This is a genomic window from Mycobacterium sp. 050272 (assembly GCF_039023525.1).
GTDB lineage: Bacteria > Actinomycetota > Actinomycetes > Mycobacteriales > Mycobacteriaceae > Mycobacterium.
Map to the genome: position 1 here is coordinate 334,528 of NZ_JBCHKV010000002.1, position 21,522 is coordinate 356,049.

Below are 21,522 nucleotides of genomic sequence, written 5' to 3' on the forward strand. Positions count from 1 at the left end.
AGGCCAGCTCGCGTGGGATCCGACACGTTATTTGCCGACGGCGGAGATCAGGGTGTCGCGCGAAATATCAAGTGTCGCAATTGGATACAACCCCGAGTTGTCGCGTCCGTCGCGCGCCAACCGCATGGGCGGATAGTTCACCACGTGCGTCGCATCCGGCTTGTGCTGTTGCCAGTCCACCGAGGCGCGCAGCGTGTAGTGCCCAGGTGCCAGGCCCCCGACGTCGACGTGCACCGTCTCGGTCGCTGACGCCGGTACCGGCTGCTCGCGTGACTGGCTGGTGTCGTCGGAGACCAGCGATTTGAGGTTGACCGTTGCCGGAATCGTCCGCACCACCGTTCCCGAGAAGTCCACCAACTTATAGCTTGGTGACCAATTCTCGGTGGCGGCGGCGGCTCCGTGATTAGTCCACACCGCCACAATCGTTGCCGCTTTGCCCTGTATCGATTGCGATCCCTGCCGAGCCTCGACCGAATACCGGTAACCGGCAGCCACGTTGGCCTGAGCCCACAGCACATAGAGCTTCGGGTCCATCGCCGCATTCGATTCCCGGTCAGGGAAATTGAAGCTCGACGTCATCGACACGTGGTACCTGATCACGTCGCGCAGCCCTTTTTCGTAGTAAGTCCGGGGGTTGGTCCCATCGGGCAGCTGGCACCATTCGGTGATCAGCAGCGCGGTGGACAACCGCTGCTTGATCGCGTTCACCACCGCATCGTTGGACTTTACGTATTGAGAGTCTTTCGAGTCGGCCCAGGTAGGCAGGGGTGCATACACCCCGAGGCAGTCTGCGCGGATCCCCACGGGCGCGGACAGTTTTTTCGTGGTGTCGTCGGCGAGCAATTGGCGCACGATCTCCGGATTGTCCGGCGCGGTGACCAGCTGGGTATGGGGAAACGCGTTCACGTTCGCCGCAACCAGTCGCCGAATGGATGCCACCGTAATGCTCTGGTCGCGAAACTGGCTGTAATAGCCCAGCTTTGCGACGCTGTCGTCGGGCTCCGGGCCCGGTGCGCCCAGCGAATCACGCAAATACGAGATGTGGTTTTCGCTGAAATCCCCATAGCCGGAGAATTCGAAGACGCTGAGCCGCTCATCGCGATCATAGCGGCGGCCGAGCGCGGCGAGGAGCTGCTCGAATGCACCCAGATAGCTAGGGTCGTTCCAGTTCGGCACCACCTGGGTCACGCCCGGCGCGGGCCCGGTCGTCGGATTTGCATAGTTGGTGGTGGCCCCGGGGGTGGCGCGAACCCACTCGGGGACACCAATGTTCATGTTGTTCGGGTACGAGTCGTCGCAGCAGGAGCTGTAGGCCATAACCCGCAGCGTCATCCGCATGCCGCGGTCGGCAAGCTTGGCCAGTGCGTTGTCGATCACGCTGAAATCGTATTTGCGATCGTCAGGGGCATCGGGAGGCAAGGTACGTGGGTCGGTGGGCTGTATCTGCCGCCACGGGATTCGCAGGCTGGCATCGGACGACGCCGGCCAAGCCGGATACCGTTGTTGCGCCGGATTCCCTTGCGGGAAAAGCGGTTCCAGGAGATCCTCGTACTGGCCACGCAACGGGTTAGGGATCTCCTGCGCGTTCGACGGGATCGCCGGACTTACCATCGCACTCAACGGACCGGTTTGCTTCTGACCACCACACCCATTGAGCAACAGCATTGCGAACACGGCAAGGGCCAGCGCCTTTTTGCTAATTATTCGTACCATTCTCTTCTGAAATTAGATTGCGCCCTGCGACAAGGCCTCACGGTCGGCCAGGAACGGCATCGGCATCCAGCGCGCCGAGAACAATGCCTCCATCGCATCGCCGGGGACGGGTCTGGACAACAGGAACCCTTGCGCGCGGTGACACCCGTGCTGCATCAAAGTCAGTGCGGCAGCGGGTGTCTCGACTCCCTCGGCGACTACTTGCAAACCGAACGCCTCGGCGAGCCCGATGATGGCGCGAACGATGGCCAGGTCGCCGGCGTTGGTCCCCAGGTCGCGCACGAACCCGGCATCGATCTTGAGCATGTCGACCGGCAGCTGCTTGAGGTGTGACAGCACCGCATAGCCGGTACCGAAGTCGTCGATCGCCAACTGCACCCCGACCTCTTTGAGCTCCGCGAGGGTATCGAAGGTCGCTTCGATGTCGTGCACGACGGCGCGCTCGGTGATCTCCAGGCACAACGATCCGGCGTCGATGCCAAACTCGTCGATCGTTTCGGCGACGCTGCGCACGAAGCCGCGGGTGATCAGCTGCATGGGCGAGACATTGATCCGCAGGGTGGCACCCAGCCCCACACCGTTGGCGCGCCACCGGCCGAATTCCGCGCACGCGGATCGCATCACCCAGCGGCCCAGCTCGCCGGCCAGGTTGGTCGATTCGGCGACGCCGATGAACGAGTCCGGCAGCAGCATCCCCCAGATCGGGTGCCGCCAGCGGACCAGCGCCTCGGCGGCCACCACCGCGCCGGTCCACAAGTCGACCTCGGGCAGGTAGTGCAGCAGTAGCGCTTCGCTGCCGATGTCGCCCTGCAGATGCAGCTCGATGTCGTTACGGAAGGCGCTTTTGAGCGACATGTCGTCGGTGAACACCGCGATCTGGTTGCCGCCGGCGCGCTTGGCGGTCAGCACGGCCTCGTCGGCACGGCGCAGCAGGGCGGTGCAGTTGTCACGCTCCGGCATGCCGACGGCCAGCCCGATGCTGACGGTGCGGCTGATCATGTGACCGCCGATGGCCAGCCGCTCGCAGAGCATCTTCGACAGCCGGCGGGCGAACGACTCCGCGGTCTCCGGTGACATCGACTGCTCAGGCACGACGACGAACTCGTCACCACCGAGCCGGGCGATCATGGCCTGGCTGCCGGCACACACCTGGATGCGTTGCGCGAACACTCTGATGAACCAGTCACCGGCGGTGTGGCCCAGATAGTCGTTGATCGGCTTGAGCCGATCGAGGTCGAGATACAGCACCGCGACGGGCCCCGGCTTTCCAGCGGCAAGCCGTTCGGACAAGTGCGCGACCAGCGCCCTTCGGTTGTACAGGCCGGTCAGGTCGTCGTGCTCGGCCAGATAGCGAAGCTTCTCCTCGGCGGCAAGGCGCGCTTGCAGCTGGGCGAACAAGGCGGCGACCGCCTCGAGCGTGTTGATCTCGGTTTGCTTCCACTTGCGGTCGCCGGACCTGACGAACCCGAGCACGCCGGTTGTCACCTCGCCCGACACCAGCGGCGCGGCCGCCACCGAGGGCGCGCTGGGTTGTTCGGGCCGCGTCAGCCAGCGCCACCGCGAACGCCGACCGCCCGATATCAGCACCGGCTTCCTGCCCTGCTCACACTCGGCGAGCAGGGGCTCGGCGTCGCTGTAGGAGACGACGGCCGTCGCGCCCGGATCCGCGACCTCGGCGCGCAGCGGGGACTCCGCGACCAGCACCGAGGCGCGTGACAACTCGTCGCGGTGCCGCAGGAAACTGGCGTCCAGGCTGAATTGCTCGACCAGCCGCGCGAGGACTTTTTGGCTCACCTCGGTCGCCGTGGCCGCCGTGGCCTCCATCAGCGCGGTGGCGACCGAGGCTACGACCAGGTCCAGGCTGCGCGGCATGGAGACCTCCGATATGGGGCGCATGTCCCGGCCGAGCGGCCAGATTTGAGCAGGTCACGGAACGGATTAGTTAGACAACCGTATCATGCACGACGCATTTGCTCCGGGCTTACGCACTGCGTCGCGGGCGGTGTCAACCGTTGGTCGCGCTGGTGTTGTCGCGCGGGATGTCAAGGGTCGCAATCGGGTACAACCCGGAGCCGTCGCGTCCGTCGCGAGCCAGCGCCATCGGCACGTAGTTGACCACGTGCGAGGCGCCCGGTTTGTGTTGTTGCCAGTCCACCGCGGCACGCAGCGTGTAGTGCCCGGGCGCCAACCCGGACAGGTCGACGTGCACGGTCTCGGTGAACGACGCCGGCACCGCCTCCTCGCGGGACGAGCTGGAATCGTCGTGCACCAATGTCTTCAGGTTGACCGTGGCGGGCAGGGTGCGAACCACCGCACCGGTGTAATCGACCAGCTTGTAGTTGGGCGCCCACTGCTCGGTCGCGGCCGCCGCGCCGTAGTTCGTCCACTCCACCGAGATGGCCGCGACCCTGCCTTGAATCGATTGCGATCCCGGCTTTGCCTCGACGGAATACCGGTATCCGGCAGCGGCATTGGCCTGCGCCCACAACGCATACAGCTTGGGCTCCATCGCCGATGTCGAATCCCGGTCCGGGAAGTTCGCGCTCGACGTCATCGACACGTGGTATTTGACGACGTCGTGCAGACCCTTCTCGTAGTAGCCCTTCGAGTCGGCCCCACCGGGCAGGGAACACCATTCGGTGATCACCGGCGCCGAGCGCAGCCGCTGCTTGATCGCGTTGACGACCGCATCGTTGTTTCGGACGTACTGTGAGTCGCCGGACTCGGCCCAGGCGGGCAACGGGGATGCGACACCGAGGCAATCCGAGCGGATGCCGACCGGGGCGGACAGCTTCTTGGTGACGTCGTCGGAGAGCAGTTCGCGCACGATCTCCGCGTTCTGCGGCGCCACCACTAATTGCGTGTGACCGAAGGCGTTGACATTCGCCGTGACCAGCCGGCGGATCGACGCGCCGCCGATGCCCTGGTCCCGAAACTGGTTGTATCCGGAGAATTCGAAGACGGCCAGCCGCTCGTCGCCGTCATAGCGGCGGCCCAGCGCGGCCACCAGCTGTCCGAATGCGTCGAGATAGTGCGGGTTGTCCCAGTTCGGCACCACTTGCGGCACCCCGGGGCTGTTCGGCGGCGGCGGGTAGCTGGTGGTCAGTGGCCGCGCCCATTCGGGAACGGCGATGCCAGTGCCGTTCGGATCGGGACTGTAGGCGTAGACGCGCAGGGCGAGCCGCATGTTGCGGCTGGCCAGCTTGTTCAGCGCGTCGTCGATCGCGCTGAAGTCGAATCTGCGGTCATCGGGTGCGTCGGGCGGCAGCGTGGCCGGATCGCTGGGCTGCAATTGCCGCCACGAGATCTGCATGCTGGCGTCGTAGGACGCCGGCCACGCCGGGTAGCGCTGCTGGGCGGGATTGCCTTGCGGGAAAAGCGGATTCATCAAGTCTTCGTACTGGCCGCGCAGCGGGTTCGGGATATCAGCAACGCTGGGCGGGATGGCCGGGCTGACCATGGCCGACAGCGGCCCGGGGCTGTTGTGACCGCCGCAGCCGCTCAACACCAGTACCGCGCAGACGCCCACAGCCGCCGCGCATCGCCTCAGTGTCCGGACCATCGTTGCGATGCTAGAGGGACGCGCGCCCCGGCGTGAGCGGCGGCTCCGCCCATCATCGCCAGAGCGGGCGCTAAGCACGCCGGCGTTCGACTAGGCTGTCGGCTGCTGACAACTTGCTGGCGATCGTCAGAAACACCGTGGCTGGAGACTCAAGGAATGCCCGTCGCACGCACGGCCAAACGTTGGCTCGTCCCGGTCGCGAAGGCTGTCACCCCACACCTGTTCTGGCGGCGAAAGTACCGCATCCTGCAGCATTTGGGCGAGGCGCGCGCTGACGTGCAGCTCGTCGCGTCGCTGTGCGACCCCAACCGCGTCTCGTTGGACATCGGGGCCGATGTGGGCGAGTTCACGATAGCGATGCTCGCCACCTCGCGGTCGGTGATCGCCTTCGAACCACGTCCGGCGCAGGCCCACGATCTGGCAGCGATGTTTGACGCGGTCGGCGCCCCGGTCGAGGTGAAAGCCGTGGCGCTGTCGGACAAACCGGGTGTGACGACCATGCGCGTGGTCGAGTCCGAACCAGGCCGCAGCACAATCGATACCGACAACGCCCTGAACGACGTGGACGGCCGTGCCGTCCAGAGCATCGACGTGCCCGTCAAGCGCCTCGACGATCTGCACTTGGACGGCATTGGCCTGATCAAGATTGACGTCGAGGGCCACGAACTGGCCGTACTGCGCGGCGCTATGGACACCCTCGCGCGCAACCAACCAGTGATTGTGGTGGAGGCCGAAGAACGCCATCACCTCAATGCCGTCGCCGAGATCACCGAATTGCTGGCTGGACTCGGCTACTCGGGTTACTTCGACCTCGGTGGCGCGCAACGGCCGATAACTGAATTCGACCCGACCCACCACCAGAACCCGGCGAGCCTCGGCGGCAGCGAGGACGGCCGGGCCACACGTGGTGTTTACGTGAACAACTTCACCTTCCTTCCCGAAGGACACTGAGCCACCGCCCGGTCCCCCCGCCCTCTTCGGTGATACAGCTCACAATCGACGGCCGAATTGTCACGTCCCGCGGCTCTGCGGTGTCTCCAGGGCACAACTCCGAACGAGAATTAGGGAGACAGCAATGACCAACCTCACTCGTGTCGTCATCGTCGGCGGTGGATACGCCGGCACCCTGGCCGCCAATCGCCTGCGCCAGCGGCCGGACCTCGAGATCACGCTGGTGAATCCCCGCCCGGTCTTCGTCGAGCGAATTCGCTTGCATCAGCTGGTCGCCGACACCGGCACCGCGACAGCCGACTACGGGTCGCTGCTGGGCGACGGAATCCAGTTGGTCGTCGACGCCGTGGAGCGGATCGACACTGTTGCCCGTCGCCTGGAGCTGACGTCTGGCACCGCGCTGGATTACGACTACCTGATCTATGCCGTCGGCAGCACGGGCGCGGTGCCCGCGACGCCCGGTGCCGCCGAGTTCGCCCACTCGATCTGCGACCTGGAAAGCGCACAGCGGCTGCGCTACGCGCTGGCCGACCTGCCGCGCAATGCTGCGGTCACCGTGGTCGGCGGCGGGTTGACCGGCATCGAGACGGCTTCCGAGCTGGCCGAGCAGGGCCGCCCGGTGACCCTGATCTGCGGTGGCACGCTGGGGGCGTCGCTGAGCAAGCGGGGCCGGCGCTCGGTGGCCAAGCAGCTGGGCCAGCTCGAGGTCACCATCTGCGAATCCGTCGCCGTGAGCGAGGTTCGCTGGGACGGCGTGGTGCTCAGCGACGGCGCGGTGCTGCCCAGCGCGGCGACGGTGTGGACGGCCGGGTTCGCCGTGCCGGATCTGGCCGCCCGCAGCGGCCTGCGCACCGACGAGCTGGGGCGGCTGCTCACCGACGAGACGTTGACCAGCGTCGACGACGCCCGCATCGTTGCCGCCGGCGACGCCGCCGCGCCCTCGGGCCGGCCGCTGCGGATGAGCTGCCAGGCCGCCGAGCCGTTGGGCGCCCAGGCCGCCGAGACGGTGCTGGCCCGGATCGCCGGCGACACCCCCACGGCGCTCAACCAGGCGTTCGTCGGCCAGTGCATCAGCATCGGCCGCTCGCGCGGCACGCTGCAGTTCGCACGCACCGACGACACCCCGGTGAACCTGGCCCTGGGCGGCCGAACCACCGCCGCGATCAAGGAACGAATCTGTCAGAGCACGCTGTGGGCCATCCGGCGCGAGGCCGCCAAACCGGGTGCGTACTTCTGGCTCAAGGGCGGTAATCGGCCTTCCCACGCGCCCGGGCAATCGGCCGACGAGCAGGTCGCGATCAAATGATCGCGACCGGCGAGCACGCGGAACGGTTCACGCTGCTGCGCCCGCTGCTGTTCACCATCGCCTACGAAATCCTCGGCTCGGCCACCGAGTCCGACGACGTACTGCAGGACAGTTATCTGCGGTGGGCGGACGTCGACTTGTCAACCGTGCACGACACCAGGTCGTATCTGGCTGCGCTGGTGACTCGCCAGGCGCTCAACACGTTGCGGGCCGGCGCCCGCCGCCGCGAGGAGTACGTCGGGCCGTGGCTGCCCGAGCCGTTGCTGCTCGACGACCAGGACCCGTCGACCGATGTCGTTCTGGCGGAATCGGTTTCGATGGCCATGTTGGTGCTGCTGGAGACGCTGAGCCCGGACGAGCGGGCGGTGTTCGTGCTGCGCGAGGTGTTCGGGTTCGACTACGGCGAGATCGCCGAAGCGGTGGGCAAACCGGCGCCGACGGTCCGCCAGGTGGCGCACCGGGCCCGCGAGCACGTGCGGGCACGGCGCAAGCGCTTCGACGCTGACCCGCAACGCAACGCCGAGATCACCGCGCAGTTCCTGGCCACCGCGGCCAGTGGCGACGTGGACGGGCTGATGGCGATGCTGGCGCCGGACGCCACCTGGATGGCCGACAGCGGCGGCAAGGTGTCCGCGGCCCGACGGCCCGTCGTCGGGGCCGACCGGGTGGCCCGCGCTGTCGCCGGGCTGATGCGCAAGGCCGCGGCCGTGCTGCGTGCGGAAATGGTGACGTGCAACAGCGCCCCGGCGGTGCTGCTGTACCTCGGCGACCAACTCGAGGGCGTGATCACCCTGGAGATCGCCGACGGCTTGATCACCAACTTCTACGTAATGCGCAACCCCGACAAACTGGCCGCGGTGGCGACCGCCCGCGACATCAGCCGCGGCTGAGCCGCGGCGGTCCGGGGCGGGAAAATTCACCTTCTGTCAAGCTAGGACCGTGCGGATTGACCGGCTCGGCAACCTCGGCGGGGCACCCGGTGTGCTGCGCGCGATCGGGGATGCCGCCCGGCGGCTGGGGCTGCCGCCGCCTGCGGCGCTGACCGGCGAGTGGTTCGGCGCGCTGGCGGTGATCGCGCCGAGCCTGGCGGTGCGGCCGGTGGCTCCGGCGGACGCCTTCGCGGTTGCGCTGAGCTCGCAGGCCGACGAGTCGCCCGCGGTGGGCGGTGGCTGGGTCGGCTACCTGTCCTATCCGGACGCCGGTGCCGATGGGCGCCCGCATCGGATCCCCGAGGCCGCCGGTGGCTGGACCGACTGCGTGTTGCGCCGCGACCGCGACGGGCGGTGGTGGTACGAGAGCCTGTCCGGGGCGGCGATGCCGCACTGGCTGACCGCCGCGCTCGCCGCGACCCCGGGGCCGGCGCGTGACTGCCGGATCGACTGGGACGTGGCCGACCGCGAGACGCACCGCTGCGCGGTGCTGGCGTGCCTGGAAGCGATTCGCGCGGGCGAGGTCTATCAGGCGTGTGTGTGCACACGGTTTGCCGGGACCGTCACCGGGTCCTCACTGGACTTCTTCGTCGACGGCGTCGCGCGCACGTCGCCGGCCCGCGCGGCCTACCTGGCCGGCCCCTGGGGTGCGGTGGCGTCGCTGTCGCCCGAGCTGTTTCTGCGCCGCCACGGCAACGCCGTGTTGTCGAGCCCGATCAAGGGGACGCTGCCGCTGGACGCCTGGCCGTCGGCGCTGCGCGCCTCACCTAAAGAGGTGGCCGAGAACATCATGATCGTGGACCTGGTTCGCAACGACCTGGGCCGGGTGGCGGTCACCGGCACCGTCAAGGTGCCCGAGCTGCTGGTGGTGCGGCGCGCGCCGGGTGTGTGGCACCTGGTGTCGACGGTGTCGGCGCAGGTGCCCGCCGAGCTGCCCACGTCGGCGTTGCTGGACGCCGCCTTCCCGCCCGCCTCGGTTACCGGCACACCCAAACATCGGGCCCGCCAGCTGATTTCGCAGTGGGAGCCGCATAGTCGCGGGATATATTGCGGCACAGTCGGTTTAGCATCGCCTATCGCGGGATGTGAGCTCAACGTCGCGATCCGCACCGTGGAGTTCGACGACGCCGGTACCGCGGTGCTGGGCGTCGGCGGCGGGATCACCGCCGATTCCAAACCCGACGCCGAATGGGAGGAATGCCTGCACAAGGCGGCTCCCGTCGTCGGGGTGCCGTGCACCGCGGCCGCGGCAGGAGTCGGTTAGCCAGGGCTAGTCCGGGCGCGCTCTGAGCACCTCGTCGTACAGCTGTCGCGAGCGCACGCCCGGATGCGCCGCGGCCACCTCGTTGCAGGCGTCCTTGACGCGAACCCCGTCGGCGACGAGCTCGCGCACCCGGGCCACCAGCGACGGCACGTCGGCGGCCGGCGTCGCACCACCCAGCACGACGGTGATCTCACCGAGCACGCCGTCACCCGCCCAGGTCGCCAGCTCCTGCAGCGTCCCTCGCACCACTTCCTCGTGCACCTTGGTCAGCTCCCGGCAGATCGCGGCGGGACGCGCACCGCCGAGCTGCTCGACGGCATCGCTCAGACACGCCGCCAGCCGGCGCGGTGACTCGAAAAACACGCAGGTGCGCCGCTCGTCGGCCAGCGACGCCAGCCAGGTCTTGCGCGCCCCGCTCTTGCGTGGCGCGAAACCCTCGAAGCAGAACTTCTCCGAGGGCAGACCCGACACGGCCAGCGCGGTCGTCACCGCCGACGGCCCGGGCAAGCACGTGACCGGCACACCGGCGTCCACACACGCCGCGACTATCCGGTAGCCGGGGTCGCTGATCAGCGGCATTCCGGCGTCGCTGACCACCAGCACCGTCGCACCGGCCTTGATCTCGTCGATCAGCGCGGGCACCCGGGTGGCCTCGACTTGATCGAACATACTGACCACCTTGCCGGTGATCGCGACGCCGAGCGCTTTGGCCAGTGTTCGCACTCGCCGGGTGTCCTCGGCAGCCACCACATCGGCCTCGCCGAGCGCCTTGATCAGCCGCGGCGAGGCATCCGACGGCTGGCCCAGCGGGGTCGCACCGAGCAACAGGCGACCGTGGGGCATGACGGACAGCCTACGATCGAGCTGATGACCGCCCCGCCCAGCGACGCCGCCGTGCACGTGCAGGACGCCGTCCAGGAGCGCGCCGTGCCCGTCGTCAGCCCGGGGCCGTTGGTCCCGGTCGCGGATTTCGGTCCGGTCGACACCATCCGCGGCTGGGTGGTCACCGGCATCATCACCCTGCTGGCGACGATCAGCCGATTCGTGAACCTGGGCTCGCCGACCGATGCCGGAACCCCGATCTTCGACGAGAAGCACTACGCCCCGCAGGCCTGGCAGGTGCTGCACAACCACGGCGTGGAGGACAACCCCGGGTTCGGCCTCGTGGTCCACCCGCCGGTCGGCAAGCAACTGATCGCGGTCGGCGAGGCGATCTTCGGCTACAACGGCGTGGGATGGCGATTCACCGGCGCGCTGCTCGGCGTCGTGCTGGTGCTGCTGGTGACGCGAATCGTGCGCCGGATCAGCCGCTCGACGCTGGTGGGCGCGATCGCCGGGGTGCTGTGCATCTGCGACGGGGTCACCTTCGTCGCCTCCCGCACCGCGCTGCTCGACGGCATCCTCGTCTTCTTCGTGGTCGCCGCGTTCGGCGCACTGATCGTCGACCGCGATGAGGTGCGACGGCGAATGCACGTCGCGCTGCTGGAAGGCCGCAACACCGCAACCGAGTGGGGCCCGCGCCTGGGGGTGCGCTGGTGGCGGTTCCTGGCGGGCGTCATGCTCGGATTGGCTTGCGGGACAAAGTGGTCCGGCCTCTACTTCGTGGTCTTCTTCGGTTTGATGTCGCTGGCGTTCGACGTGGCCGCACGCCGGCAATATCAGGTGAACCGGCCCTGGCTGGGGACACTGTGGCGCGACCTCGTCCCCACCGGATACGCGCTGGGGCTGATCCCGATCGCGGTGTACTTGGCCAGCTATGGGCCGTGGTTCGCGTCCGAGACCGCGATCGAGCGGCACGAGGTGGGCCAGACGATCGGCCCGCACAGCGCCTTCCCGTTCCCCGACGCCTTGCGTTCGTTGTGGCACTACAGCGCGAAGGCGCTGGAATTCCATGCCGGCCTGACGAATTCGGCGGGCAACTACCACCCGTGGGAATCCAAGCCGTGGAGCTGGCCGATGTCGTTGCGGCCGGTGCTCTACGCGATCGATCAGCAGAACGTCGGCGGCTGCGGCGCGCAGTCGTGCGTGAAGGCGGAGATGCTGGTCGGCACGCCCGCGATGTGGTGGCTGGCGGTGCCGGTACTGCTCTATGCGTGCTGGCGCGCGTTCGTCCGGCGGGACTGGCGTTACGCCGTCGTCCTGGTCGGCTACTGCGCCGGGTGGCTGCCGTGGTTCGCCGACATCGACCGGCAGATGTACTTCTTCTACGCCGCGACCATGGCGCCGTTTCTGGCGATGGGCATCGCGCTGATCTGCGGGGACATTCTCTATCGCCCTCCTAACCAGACCGCGGAGCGCCGGACGCTGGGCCTGATCGTGGTGTCCAGCTATGTCGCCCTGGTGGTGACCAACTTCGCCTGGCTGTTCCCGGTGCTGACCGGCATGCCCATCTCGCAGCAGACCTGGGACATGGAGATCTGGCTGCCCAGCTGGCGCTGATTTGCTGTTTTGTGCGTCAAGATTGCCGCTATGGCTGCAATTTCGCGTCATCCACAACCCTGGCAGCAATCTCGCTGAGATGTCGGTCGATCACCGCATCATCAGGACGTGGTGGGGGTCTTTCTTGGAAGCGAAGCAATGGCGCGCGGCAAGCTGACTCGCGGTCAATTGCGTTGGAACTACCGGCAAATCCATCGTGATGTGTACCTCGCGAAGGATGCCCGGAGGTCTCTGTGGCACAACATCTATGCGGCCTGGTTGTGGTCAGGCCGTTCGGGAATCATCGCCGGTCGCGCAGCCGCCGCAGTCCACGGAGCCAAATGGGTCGACGATTTCGCGCCTGTCGAAATCCTGGGGCCGTTCAACCATCCGCCGCCGGGGATCGTCGTTCGCCGCGAGCGGATCGAGTCCGACGAAATCGTAGAAATGAACGGCCTCCGTGTGACCGGTGTCGCGCGGACGGCTTTCGATCTGGCGCGACATCTGCCACGCGCCGTCGCAGTTGCCAATCTCGACGCGTTGTCCGCTGCGACCGGTGTCATCGCGTCGGACGCAGCGGCGTTGATCACCCGCTACGTGGGTGCAAGGGGTGTGCGCAGGTGCAGAGAGGCTCTATATCTGATGGACGGCGGGGCGCAATCGCCCAAAGAAAGCTGGTTGCGGCTCGTCCTCATCGACGCCGGACTACCAACGCCGGCCATACAGCTCAAAGTCTCCGACGGGCGTCTCATCCATACCTCGACATGGGTTGGGAAAAGCCGATGGTGGCCGTCGAATACGACGGTGACCAACATCGCAGCGATCGACGGCAGTACGTCAAAGACATCCGTCGCGCCGAGATGGTGCAACGCGCCGGTTGGCACGTGATCCGGGTGGTCAACGAAGACCGGCCGACGACCGTCGTTGACCGGGCGCGTGACGCGCTCGCGCGCCGGGCTGCGTCGAGATTGCCGTGACGGCTGTGATTTCGCTCCGACCGCGACCATGGGCGCAATCTCGACGCACAAGCTAGAGGGCGTCGCGGGCGACCGGGCAGGACATGCACCGCGGACCACCGCGTCCGGTGCCCAATTCCGACCCCGCGATCGCCAACACCTCGATGCCCGCGTCTTGCAGCCGGGTGTTGGTCTGCACGTTGCGTTCGTAGGCGACGACGACGCCGGGCGCCAGCGCCAGCGTGTTGTTGCCGTCGTCCCACTGCTCGCGTTCGGCGACGACGGGGTCCAGGCCGGTGTCGATCACGCGCAGCTTGTCGATGCCCATCGCCCTGGCCGCGGCTTCCAGAAATGGCGTCTCGTCGCCGATGTTCACGCCATCCGGCGACGGCTGGATCGTGAATGCCGACAGCTTGTCGATGACGTTGGCGTACATCACCACCGTGTCGGTGTCGACCATCGTGCACACCGTGTCCAGGTGCATCTGTGCGCGCTGCTGCGCGATCGGCACGGCCAGCACGGTGTGGGCCAGTTCGTCATCGAAGAGACTGCGCGCCAATGCTTCCGCCCCGGCCGGGGTGGTCCGCTCCCCCACCCCTACCGCGACCACGCCAGGAGATAGCAACAGCACGTCGCCGCCCTCGACGGGCGCGGACCTCGACTCGTACGCCTTGCGCACCCCGGTAAACCGCGGGTGATGAGCGTAGATCAGGTCGGTCAACGACGTCTCGCGGATCCGGGCCCGCAGCGCCAGCGACGGGATCACCACTCGCGCGCCGATCCAGATCGACGAGTCCCGGGTGAACACCAGGTTCGGCAAGGGATCGATCACGAAATCCGCGCCCTGATGCATGCGCAGCACCAACGACACGTCGGTTCGGGTATCCGGCGGCAGCTCGTTGAACGTCATACCCGCCATCAGGATGTGCGCCAACCTGGCGGGGTCCAGCCCACGCAGGTAGGCCGAAAGCTCTTGCGCCAGCGGCGCTCCCAGTCGGCGCGCATCCACGGCGGCGGCAACGCCTTGCATGCGGGCGGCGCCGCTGTGGTTGAGTGCCTCGGTCAGCAGGTCGGACAGCAGCAACACTTCCACCCCACGCGAGCGCAGCAGCTCGGCGAACTGGTCGTGTTCGTCCTGCGCGCGGTCGACCCAGGGCAACCCGTCGAACAGCAGCTGGTCGTTGTTGCGTGGATTGAGTCGCCGCAGCTCCGCGCCGGGACGATGCAGGATCGCCACCCGCAGCGCGCCTACCTCGGAATTCGTGCCGAGCTCAATAACACCCACAGCTAAACCGTAGCCGCGCCGAACGGCACCGTCGCGCCACACCCGGGGCGCGCTGGTGGCCCGGCGAGTCTCGATCGATCGAACGGATGTGCGATACGCTGTGCGGTGTGGGGACCCAGATATCAGGGGTACAGGGCTCGCTGTTCGAGCACACCCAACGACGACATCTCGGCGACGGTGCCTTCATCGAGATCCGCGCCGGCTGGCTCAGCGACGATCCGTCCGGTTCTCAAGACCTGCTCGACGCGCTGCTGAACACCGTCGCGTGGCGGGCCGAACGCCGCCAGATGTACGACCGGGTGGTCGACGTGCCGCGGCTGGTGAGCTTTCACGACCTGACCGTCGAGGATCCGCCTCACCCGCTGCTCGGGCGGTTGCGCCGCCGGCTCAACGACATCTACGCGGGTGAGCTCGGCGAGCCCTTCACCACGATCGGACTGTGCTACTACCGCGACGGCGCCGACAGCGTCGCCTGGCACGGCGACACGATCGGCCGCAGCAGCAGCGAGGACACCATGGTCGCGATCATCAGTCTCGGCGCCACGCGGACGTTCGCGATGCGTCCGCGCGGGGGCGGGCCGTCGCTACGGCTGCCCCAGGCGCACGGCGATCTGCTGGTGATGGGCGGATCCTGCCAGCGCACCTGGGAGCACGCCGTTCCGAAGACCGCGCTGCGCAAGGGCCCGCGCGTCAGCATCCAATTCCGGCCGCGCGACGTGCGCTAGGACGTGCGGATCGCGGCGACCGCCTTGACGAGCAGGTCACGGGCGCGCTGCGTGTCGACCTTGGCGACGGGCTGGTCGGGCACGACGAGCGGGTTGGCGATCACGATCACCTGGTAGTCGCCGAATTGCGCGGAGTAGTCGTAGAGCTCGCCGGTGCGGGGACCGCCGGCGACCAGCGCCTGCAGGACGCGGTGCACGCCGAACGTGTGCGTCCCGTCGATGTTGGGCGCGTCGATGACCTCGAGGCCGCCGCGCACCCCGGTGCCGGAGAACGCGACCTTGGTGCAGTCCTTGCCCGGGTCGTTGAGGGGCAGCGGTTTGGAGGTTTCCACCGCGATGACGACGTACCGGTTACCGCCACCCTCGGCGGACACCGCGGCCATGTTGCCCTGCACGTCCGGCGGCATGTCGGGTCCGGCCGCCAGCTTCGCGCAGTTGGCGGGGTCGAATTTCAGCCCCTCGGGCAGCTTGCGGGCCGACAGCAGCTTGGGATCGATCGCCCGTTCCGAGATGTCGCTGACCTTGAACTCGGGCCCGAAGCTCGACTTCACGCCCACGACCTTGGCGATGTCGGCGTTGGTCGAGGTCGCATTCGATGAGCAACCGGCAAGCACGAACCCGGCTGCGATCACGCCTACCAGCTTGGACACCGTGGCTAATCTACCCAAAGCCGGAGGTTCAGCTGCGCAACGTGGACACCGTTTTGACGAGCAGATCGGCGGCGGCTTGCGCCGGCAACGCCGGCAGCGCCGAGCCCGGATCGGTGGTCACCGTGGTGAAGGCGTAGTAGCCGCCCAGGTAGGCGATGAACGTGTATGCCCGCGAATCGATTTCGGTTCCCGACTCGACAGTGGATCTGATGTCGACGGTCATGCCGACGGTTTGCGCATCGTCGATGCGCGGCGAGTCGGTGAGCCGGACGCTGGCCGTAGTGTGCTCGGCGGTCATGGTCCACTCGCCGCAGGTGTCGACGACGCCGCGGTCCAGGTCAATGTCTGGCAAAGCCACCACCGCCACGTTGATGATGCCACCCGGACCCGAGGCGGACAGGCCCTGCGCGGATTGGTCGCGTCCCTTGCCGGGCTCGGCGAGTGCGGCGCATGACGCGGGCTGCGACGTCGCGTCGGGGCCAAGACCCCAGATCGCCCGCGGCGAGGCCGCGCCCGGAATGCCGGACGTTGCCTCGTAATTGGGCGGCAGGTCGCGAACGACCCGCTTGATGTTGGCTGGGTTGACGGTGGTGGAGTGCGCCGACGGCGAGGGCGTTGCCGAAGGCCGGTGTGCCGGTGCGTGGCCGCATGCGGACACCAATGCCGTGAGCACCGCACCAAACCAGAACGGCCGCATGCGAAGTTGATATCACGAGACGAGTAGCTTGACGCGGGTGTGCACACGCGTCCTCTGGAACACCAACAAGCTGTCCGTTCTGACCGGCCGCAGCATGGACTGGCCGGAATCCACTGAGCCGATGATCGTGGCATTTCCGCGCGGACGCGATCGTGACGGCGGTGTGGTGGCCGGAAACACCGTTGTCGAACAGAATCCGCTGAAGTGGACCAGCCGTTACGGGAGCCTGGTCACCACCGTCTACGGCGTCGGCAGTTTCGACGGCGTCAACGAACGCGGCCTGGCCGTGCACGGGCTGTATCTGGAATCCACGGATCTGGGGCCGCGCGACCCGTCCAAGCCGGGATTGCACGTCGGACTGTGGAACCAGTATCTGCTCGACCAGGCCGCCACCGTTTCCGAGGCGCTGGCGTTGATGAACAACATTCAGCTGGTGATGATCAACGCGCGCGGGTACGACGCCACCATCCACCTCGCGATCGAGGATGTGTCCGGCGATTCGGCCATCGTCGAGTTCGACCACGGCCGCATGGTCGTGCATCACGGTTGCGAGTACACCCTGATGACCAACGACCCAACTTATGACGAACAGCTGGAACTGCTTGCCAAGCAAGACTTTTCCAAGCCCAGCTGCGAGATGCCGCTGCCCGGTAACGTCAACGCGGTCGATCGGTTCCAGCGTGCGGCGTACTTTTTGGCACTGCTGCCCGAGCCGCGCGACACCCGGCAGGCAGTGGCCGGCGTGATGGCGATCATGCGCAACGTCTCGGTGCCGTTCGGCGCACCCTACGAGGATTTCGGGATCTACAACACCGAATTCCGCACGGTCACCGACCTGACAAACCGGACTTACTTCTTCGAGCTGACGACCAGCCCGAACACGGTCTGGATCGAGCTGGACGGCCTCGACTTCACCGAGGGATCCGATCCGGTCGCGATCAACCCGTATGACGACGACCTGGTCGGTGACATCACGGCGAAGTTGACTGTCCACCAGCCGGTGTTCTGATTCAGCCGAGCGCCTCGATCACCTGCCGGGCGACCCGTTTGATTTCGTCGGCCAGGCCACGCTTGATGCCCAAGTCGCGCCGCCGCGGCACGTCGATGACAGTGGTGATGACCCCGACGTCTTCACGCTGCCAGATCGCGCCGTGCCGGTCCATGATCGCTCGCATCGGCAGATTATCGGAAAGCATTCGCGCGGAGAACCTTTCGACACCGTCAACCTTGGCGGCGATCGACAGTGCACCGATCAGGAAGCTCCCGATCCCCCGGCCCTGGTAGGCGTCGGCGACGGTGAACGCGATCTCGGCGACCGTCGGATCCTTTTCGTCGCGGACGAAGCGCGCATCGGCCACCGGGTCGTCGCCATCGGTCACCACCCACACGAAATGGTCGACGTAGTCGACCTCGGACAGGTAGTGCATCAACGCCGGCGAGGGCACCCGGGCCGTCATGAACCGCCGATACAGCGTTTCGCTGGAGAACTGGATATGGCCGTGCACGGTGCGCACGTCGTCACCGGGCAGCACCGGGCGCAGCAGCAGGTGACTGCCGTCGCGCATCCGGATCGGGATGGGCGTGACGAAGGCGGCCAGCCGCTGGCGCACCATCCGCAGCAGCCGGGGCATGATGCCCGGGATGTGCACCAGCCGGGTGAACGCATCGTTGTCACCGATCCAGCCGGTCAGCGGCTCGAGCGCGGTGACGGTCGCGATGCGGGGGCTGTCGCGCAGCAGCGCGATCTCGCCGATGATCGCGCCGGCGGCCGTCTCGCCGATCGCCACGGCACCGTCCACGCCGACGTGTCGGATCTCGGCGGCACCCGAGGAGATCAGCAGAAACGACACGGCCTGCTCGCCCTGCTGCATTAAAGTCTGTCCACCCGCGGCGCACAGCGGCTGCAGGCTGGCCGCCAATGGCTCCAAGTCTTCGATGGCGCATCCCTCGAAGATGTCCATCGCGGCGAGTTCTTCCGCCCGCGCGCCGATCAGCTCGGCCACGGCGGCCCATCTTGCGGTCCGATTCGCTCAGGCTATGGCGTCGGCGGGCGATGCAGCAACAACCAGGCGAACCGACGTCAGCAGTTCCGTGGAACTTCGGCGCCATTGCGGTGAGAATCACAAGTCATGCAGCCAGCCAGGATCCAGGTGGGCGATCTTTGGGTTTGGCTACGCGTAGGGGTTTGCCGGAGCGGGCACGGGCGTGACCGAGACGGCCCGCAGCGTCGGGATCGGCGGGGTATGGGGCTGGCGCTGCGCGGGGGTGATCACGCCCTCCACCTTCAGCCAGGTGTTGTCGGCGAAGTGCAACGTGCTGCCGCCGTCGTGGTCGCGCAGATGGATGCGGGCCAGTTGGGCGTCGGCAGCGCAACAGATGATGACGATGCGGGCCAGGTCGATGCCACCGGGTTCGTTGAGGGCGAAACCGGTCACCGTGATCAGCCGGTTGTTCAGCGAGCCGGTGCTGTCGTTGGCCGAGCGCACCACCGCCTCGGCCAGCGAGATCTCGGGCGCGCGCCCCTGCGGTAACGGCGGAAATGCCACGCGCAGAACGTCATTGGAGACGTTCGTCACCGTGGCGGCCTGGGGCCGCAGGGCCGGGGGCGTCACAAAGCACAGCACTACGATGGGCACGGCGAGCAGCCACACCACGCCGCCGCGATGGGCATGCCCGTCGTCGTGATCGCGGCCGCCGCTGCGCACGTCGCCGACGATGGACACCAGCGCGAGCGCGATCAACAACGCGGCGGTGAGCACCAGCCACGGCAGCAGCGACGGCTTGACGTAGCGGGTGAACACGCCGGTGGCCACGATCAGCGCGATGCTCAGCCCGACCAGCAGCAGGATCGTGTTCTCGGTTTCGCGCTTCATCGAGAACCGCCGAGCAGCAGCACGCCGACTGCGGTGGCCACTGCGGTGGCGACGACGAAGGTCGCGGGTCCGAACCGGGTGGCGAACGCCCGGCCGAACATGCCGGCCTGCATCGCCAGCAGCTTGACGTCGACGGCCGGCCCGACCACCAGGAACACCAGCCGCGGAATCAGCGGCAGCATCGTCAGGCTGGATGCCACGAACGCGTCGGCCTCCGAGCACACCGCCAGCGTGACGGCCAGCGCCGCCATCACGACGACGCCGAGAACCAAATGCGCGCCGACGTTTTCGAAGATCCACGGCGGCACCAACACGTGCAGGGCCGCCGCGGCGGCGGCTCCCACCACCAGATAGGCCGCCGCCTGCAGAAAGTCGTGCCGGGCCACTTCGCAGAACACCAGCCACTTCGACCGCGCCCCGGGGCGGTGCGAGTGGTGCGGCGCAAGCCGGCGGGTGATCCATTCGGCGCGGCCCCACCGCGACCAGGCCCAGCCCATCACCACCGCGGTCAGCAGCGACGCGGCGACCCGCGCGACGACCATCTTCGGCTGACCCGGGAACGCGACGGCCGTCGCGACCACCACGACGGGGTTGATCGCGGGTGCGGCGAGCATGAACGTCAACGCGGCCGCTCCAGCGGCGCCGCCGTCGCCGAAGAGCCGGCGAGCTACCGGCACCGAGCCGCACTCGCATCCGGGCAGGGCCGCCCCGGCCACACCGGCGGCGATGACCGCGGCCGCGGGCCGGCGCGGCAGCCAGCGCACCAGCCGTTCGGGCGGCACGAACACCGCGATCAATCCGCTGACCACCACGCCCAGGCCCAGAAACGGCAAGGCCTGGACGAAGACGCCGCAGAACACGGTGCCCGCGGTGGACAAGGCGGTGCTGTTGACAACGGCGGTGCGCAACCACGTCCCAGCGATCGCGAACCCCACCAAACCGAAGACCAGGACTTCCATGGACCCGAAACGTGCGCGACGCTCGGCCCTCATCTACCGCACCCGGCCTGAAACCTCATAACCATTGATGAAAATGATTATCACTGCGACCGGCCCTACGCCCGCACCCGGGCCACCGGCGCGGCGGGGCGGTCCACTAGCGTCGGAACACAATGAGCCAGGATCCGGTCGAGACGACCCGCGGCCTCATGAGCCAGACCGCCCAGCTGCGACACGGTTTTCTCGACGTGTTGGGCGAATCGACCAGTGCGCCGGTGCCCACCGTCGCGCAACGCGCCATGAATAGCCCGTTCGTCGCGACCGTCTACGAACGGCTGTGGCGGCCGACCGCCTTCTACGCGGCCAGCGGCCTCACCCACCGGGCCGAACAGCGCCGGGCGGCATCGGCTCTCCATCTGGCGACCGCTCACCGGTTGCTCGATGTCGCTTGTGGCCCAGGCAATTTCACCGCTCCCCTGGCTGCCGAACTGCCCGACGGCGGTCTGGCGGTCGGATTCGATATCTCCGAGTCGATGCTGAGGCGGGCCGTCACCGACAACAGCGGGCCGCACACCTGCTATGTCCGCGGCGATGCCCGCATGCTGCCGTTCGGCGACGAAACCTTCGACGCTGTTTGCTGTTTCGGTGCGCTGTACCTGATGCCCGAACCGTTCCGGGTGGCCGCCGAGATGGTGCGGGTGCTCAAACCCGGTGGCCGGGTAGCGATCTTGACCAGCTATGCGCCGGACTCGGCCGCGGTGCATCAACTGATGAGCGCCGTCGCGCGCAGCATCGGGCTCACGGTGTTCGGCCGGCGCGACTTCGTCGACCTGTTCTCGTCGGCCGGGCTCGTCGACATCGAACAGCAGACGCAGCGCGCGGTGCAGTTCGTCGTCGCGGCTAAGCCGGCAACCGCCCAGGAGGCCTAGGAAGCCGCCTTGCCGACACCGAGAATCCGGACCACCGGCGTGCCCTCTTCGCACTCGAGGACCCAGGGATCGCCACCGTTGACGGGCTCAGAGGTCAGCCTGAACATGACCGGCAAGCCGGCCCGCTGCGACATCTGCGTGCAGTCGACCTGGAACAGCCGGTAATCGCCGTCGTGGCCGACGGCCAGTGAGAAGCCCGGCTGAACGGATTCGACCGGGACCTTCTGCAAGTAGTACTTCGTGCTCATCCCCATCACATTAGAGCCGAGGCCGTCTCTAATCCGAGGCCGAAACGCGCTCTTATCGAATGTTCAGCTAAATTTTTC

General features: G+C 67.4%; 19 protein-coding genes and 1 pseudogene. 9 read left to right on the forward strand and 11 right to left on the reverse strand.

Translation table 11 applies throughout. From position 1 onward, the window contains the following. Positions 1-27 precede the first annotated feature (27 nt). The 3 genes from AAHS21_RS06340 to AAHS21_RS06350 form a co-directional block, all read right to left on the reverse strand. The gene (locus AAHS21_RS06340; RefSeq protein ID WP_342926839.1) at positions 28-1,713 is read right to left on the reverse strand and encodes a hypothetical protein; all 1,686 of its coding nucleotides are present in this window, start codon (positions 1,711-1,713) and stop codon (positions 28-30) included. 12 nt (positions 1,714-1,725) lie between these two features. Next, complete coding sequence (locus tag AAHS21_RS06345; protein WP_342926840.1) at positions 1,726-3,585, reverse strand: EAL domain-containing protein; 1,860 nt, start codon at positions 3,583-3,585, stop codon at positions 1,726-1,728. Positions 3,586-3,718: 133 nt separating this feature from the next. Continuing rightward, positions 3,719-5,275 (reverse strand): hypothetical protein, encoded by a 1,557-nt coding sequence (locus tag AAHS21_RS06350; RefSeq protein ID WP_342926841.1) that lies wholly within the window; start codon positions 5,273-5,275, stop codon positions 3,719-3,721. A gap of 156 nt (positions 5,276-5,431) precedes the next feature. Between AAHS21_RS06350 and AAHS21_RS06355 the strand changes: the two genes are divergently transcribed. From AAHS21_RS06355 to AAHS21_RS06370, 4 genes are all read left to right on the forward strand, one after another. Beyond that, positions 5,432-6,226, forward strand: coding sequence for an FkbM family methyltransferase (locus tag AAHS21_RS06355; protein ID WP_342926842.1), 795 nt, complete (start codon positions 5,432-5,434; stop codon positions 6,224-6,226). A gap of 124 nt (positions 6,227-6,350) precedes the next feature. Further along, positions 6,351-7,532 carry an FAD-dependent oxidoreductase gene (locus AAHS21_RS06360; RefSeq protein ID WP_342926843.1) on the forward strand — a complete coding sequence of 394 codons (1,182 nt, stop codon included), beginning with the start codon at positions 6,351-6,353 and terminating at the stop codon, positions 7,530-7,532. After that, positions 7,529-8,422, forward strand: coding sequence for an RNA polymerase sigma-70 factor (locus AAHS21_RS06365; RefSeq protein ID WP_342926844.1), 894 nt, complete (start codon positions 7,529-7,531; stop codon positions 8,420-8,422). Before AAHS21_RS06360 ends, AAHS21_RS06365 begins: the two co-directional genes overlap by 4 nt. A gap of 49 nt (positions 8,423-8,471) precedes the next feature. Further along, on the forward strand, positions 8,472-9,725 hold the full coding sequence (locus AAHS21_RS06370; RefSeq protein WP_342926845.1) for an aminodeoxychorismate synthase component I: 1,254 nt from the start codon (positions 8,472-8,474) through the stop codon (positions 9,723-9,725). A 6-nt stretch (positions 9,726-9,731) separates the two neighbouring features. On the opposite strand, the gene rsmI is transcribed toward AAHS21_RS06370, so the two are convergent. Beyond that, positions 9,732-10,568: a 16S rRNA (cytidine(1402)-2'-O)-methyltransferase gene (gene rsmI / locus AAHS21_RS06375; RefSeq protein ID WP_342926846.1), complete on the reverse strand. Its 837-nt coding sequence runs from the start codon at positions 10,566-10,568 to the stop codon at positions 9,732-9,734. 24 nt (positions 10,569-10,592) lie between these two features. Here rsmI and AAHS21_RS06380 point away from each other — a divergent pair, with 24 nt between their 5' ends. Beyond that, positions 10,593-12,164 (forward strand): dolichyl-phosphate-mannose--protein mannosyltransferase, encoded by a 1,572-nt coding sequence (locus AAHS21_RS06380; protein ID WP_342926847.1) that lies wholly within the window; start codon positions 10,593-10,595, stop codon positions 12,162-12,164. Between the two features lie 138 nt (positions 12,165-12,302). After that, a pseudogene (locus AAHS21_RS06385) lies at positions 12,303-13,120 on the forward strand (DUF559 domain-containing protein). 52 nt (positions 13,121-13,172) lie between these two features. On the opposite strand, the gene arcA reads toward AAHS21_RS06385, so the two are convergent. Next, the gene (gene arcA, locus AAHS21_RS06390) at positions 13,173-14,384 is read right to left on the reverse strand and encodes an arginine deiminase (protein WP_342926848.1); all 1,212 of its coding nucleotides are present in this window, start codon (positions 14,382-14,384) and stop codon (positions 13,173-13,175) included. A gap of 107 nt (positions 14,385-14,491) precedes the next feature. Between arcA and AAHS21_RS06395 the strand changes: the two genes are divergently transcribed. Continuing rightward, entirely contained in the window at positions 14,492-15,109 is a 618-nt protein-coding gene (locus AAHS21_RS06395) for an alpha-ketoglutarate-dependent dioxygenase AlkB (protein WP_342926849.1), read from the forward strand. On the opposite strand, the gene AAHS21_RS06400 is transcribed toward AAHS21_RS06395, so the two are convergent. Both AAHS21_RS06400 and AAHS21_RS06405 read right to left on the reverse strand, forming a co-directional pair. After that, the gene (locus AAHS21_RS06400) at positions 15,106-15,759 is read right to left on the reverse strand and encodes a DUF5642 family protein (protein ID WP_342926850.1); all 654 of its coding nucleotides are present in this window, start codon (positions 15,757-15,759) and stop codon (positions 15,106-15,108) included. The genes AAHS21_RS06395 and AAHS21_RS06400 overlap by 4 nt on opposite strands. A 28-nt stretch (positions 15,760-15,787) precedes the next feature. Beyond that, the gene (locus AAHS21_RS06405) at positions 15,788-16,456 is read right to left on the reverse strand and encodes a DUF5642 family protein (RefSeq protein WP_342926851.1); all 669 of its coding nucleotides are present in this window, start codon (positions 16,454-16,456) and stop codon (positions 15,788-15,790) included. A gap of 37 nt (positions 16,457-16,493) precedes the next feature. On the opposite strand from AAHS21_RS06405, the gene AAHS21_RS06410 reads away from it, so the two are divergent. Continuing rightward, the gene (locus AAHS21_RS06410; RefSeq protein ID WP_342926852.1) at positions 16,494-17,465 is read left to right on the forward strand and encodes a linear amide C-N hydrolase; all 972 of its coding nucleotides are present in this window, start codon (positions 16,494-16,496) and stop codon (positions 17,463-17,465) included. Position 17,466: 1 nt separating this feature from the next. Here the strand turns inward: AAHS21_RS06410 and AAHS21_RS06415 are convergent, their stop codons facing one another. The 3 genes from AAHS21_RS06415 to AAHS21_RS06425 all read right to left on the reverse strand — a co-directional run bounded on the left by AAHS21_RS06415 (position 17,467) and on the right by AAHS21_RS06425 (position 20,321). Beyond that, positions 17,467-18,417, reverse strand: coding sequence for a GNAT family N-acetyltransferase (locus tag AAHS21_RS06415; protein ID WP_342927104.1), 951 nt, complete (start codon positions 18,415-18,417; stop codon positions 17,467-17,469). A gap of 210 nt (positions 18,418-18,627) precedes the next feature. Next, positions 18,628-19,329, reverse strand: a complete 702-nt coding sequence (locus tag AAHS21_RS06420) for a TIGR03943 family protein (protein ID WP_342926853.1) — start codon at positions 19,327-19,329, stop codon at positions 18,628-18,630. Then, a complete protein-coding gene (locus AAHS21_RS06425; protein ID WP_342926854.1) occupies positions 19,326-20,321 on the reverse strand; it encodes a permease in 996 nt (331 codons plus the stop codon). Before AAHS21_RS06425 ends, AAHS21_RS06420 begins: the two co-directional genes overlap by 4 nt. Positions 20,322-20,440: 119 nt before the next feature. Between AAHS21_RS06425 and AAHS21_RS06430 the strand changes: the two genes are divergently transcribed. Then, positions 20,441-21,196, forward strand: a complete 756-nt coding sequence (locus AAHS21_RS06430) for a methyltransferase domain-containing protein (RefSeq protein WP_342926855.1) — start codon at positions 20,441-20,443, stop codon at positions 21,194-21,196. On the opposite strand, the gene AAHS21_RS06435 is transcribed toward AAHS21_RS06430, so the two are convergent. Continuing rightward, positions 21,193-21,444 (reverse strand): hypothetical protein, encoded by a 252-nt coding sequence (locus AAHS21_RS06435; protein WP_342926856.1) that lies wholly within the window; start codon positions 21,442-21,444, stop codon positions 21,193-21,195. The two genes, AAHS21_RS06430 and AAHS21_RS06435, sit on opposite strands and share 4 nt — an antisense overlap. Between the last annotated feature and the right edge of the window lie 78 nt (positions 21,445-21,522).

Coding starts and splice junctions, on each gene's coding strand:
- AAHS21_RS06355 (WP_342926842.1), top strand. CDS start 5,432: ATGCCCGTCGCACGCACGGCCAAACGTTGGCTCGTCCCGGTCGCGAAG.
- AAHS21_RS06415 (WP_342927104.1), bottom strand. CDS start 18,417: ATGGACATCTTCGAGGGATGCGCCATCGAAGACTTGGAGCCATTGGCG.
- AAHS21_RS06380 (WP_342926847.1), top strand. CDS start 10,593: ATGACCGCCCCGCCCAGCGACGCCGCCGTGCACGTGCAGGACGCCGTC.
- AAHS21_RS06360 (WP_342926843.1), top strand. CDS start 6,351: ATGACCAACCTCACTCGTGTCGTCATCGTCGGCGGTGGATACGCCGGC.
- AAHS21_RS06405 (WP_342926851.1), bottom strand. CDS start 16,456: ATGCGGCCGTTCTGGTTTGGTGCGGTGCTCACGGCATTGGTGTCCGCA.
- AAHS21_RS06350 (WP_342926841.1), bottom strand. CDS start 5,275: ATGGTCCGGACACTGAGGCGATGCGCGGCGGCTGTGGGCGTCTGCGCG.
- AAHS21_RS06345 (WP_342926840.1), bottom strand. CDS start 3,585: ATGCCGCGCAGCCTGGACCTGGTCGTAGCCTCGGTCGCCACCGCGCTG.
- AAHS21_RS06430 (WP_342926855.1), top strand. CDS start 20,441: ATGAGCCAGGATCCGGTCGAGACGACCCGCGGCCTCATGAGCCAGACC.
- AAHS21_RS06365 (WP_342926844.1), top strand. CDS start 7,529: ATGATCGCGACCGGCGAGCACGCGGAACGGTTCACGCTGCTGCGCCCG.
- AAHS21_RS06420 (WP_342926853.1), bottom strand. CDS start 19,329: ATGAAGCGCGAAACCGAGAACACGATCCTGCTGCTGGTCGGGCTGAGC.
- rsmI (WP_342926846.1), bottom strand. CDS start 10,568: ATGCCCCACGGTCGCCTGTTGCTCGGTGCGACCCCGCTGGGCCAGCCG.
- AAHS21_RS06340 (WP_342926839.1), bottom strand. CDS start 1,713: ATGGTACGAATAATTAGCAAAAAGGCGCTGGCCCTTGCCGTGTTCGCA.
- AAHS21_RS06435 (WP_342926856.1), bottom strand. CDS start 21,444: ATGAGCACGAAGTACTACTTGCAGAAGGTCCCGGTCGAATCCGTTCAG.
- AAHS21_RS06425 (WP_342926854.1), bottom strand. CDS start 20,321: ATGAGGGCCGAGCGTCGCGCACGTTTCGGGTCCATGGAAGTCCTGGTC.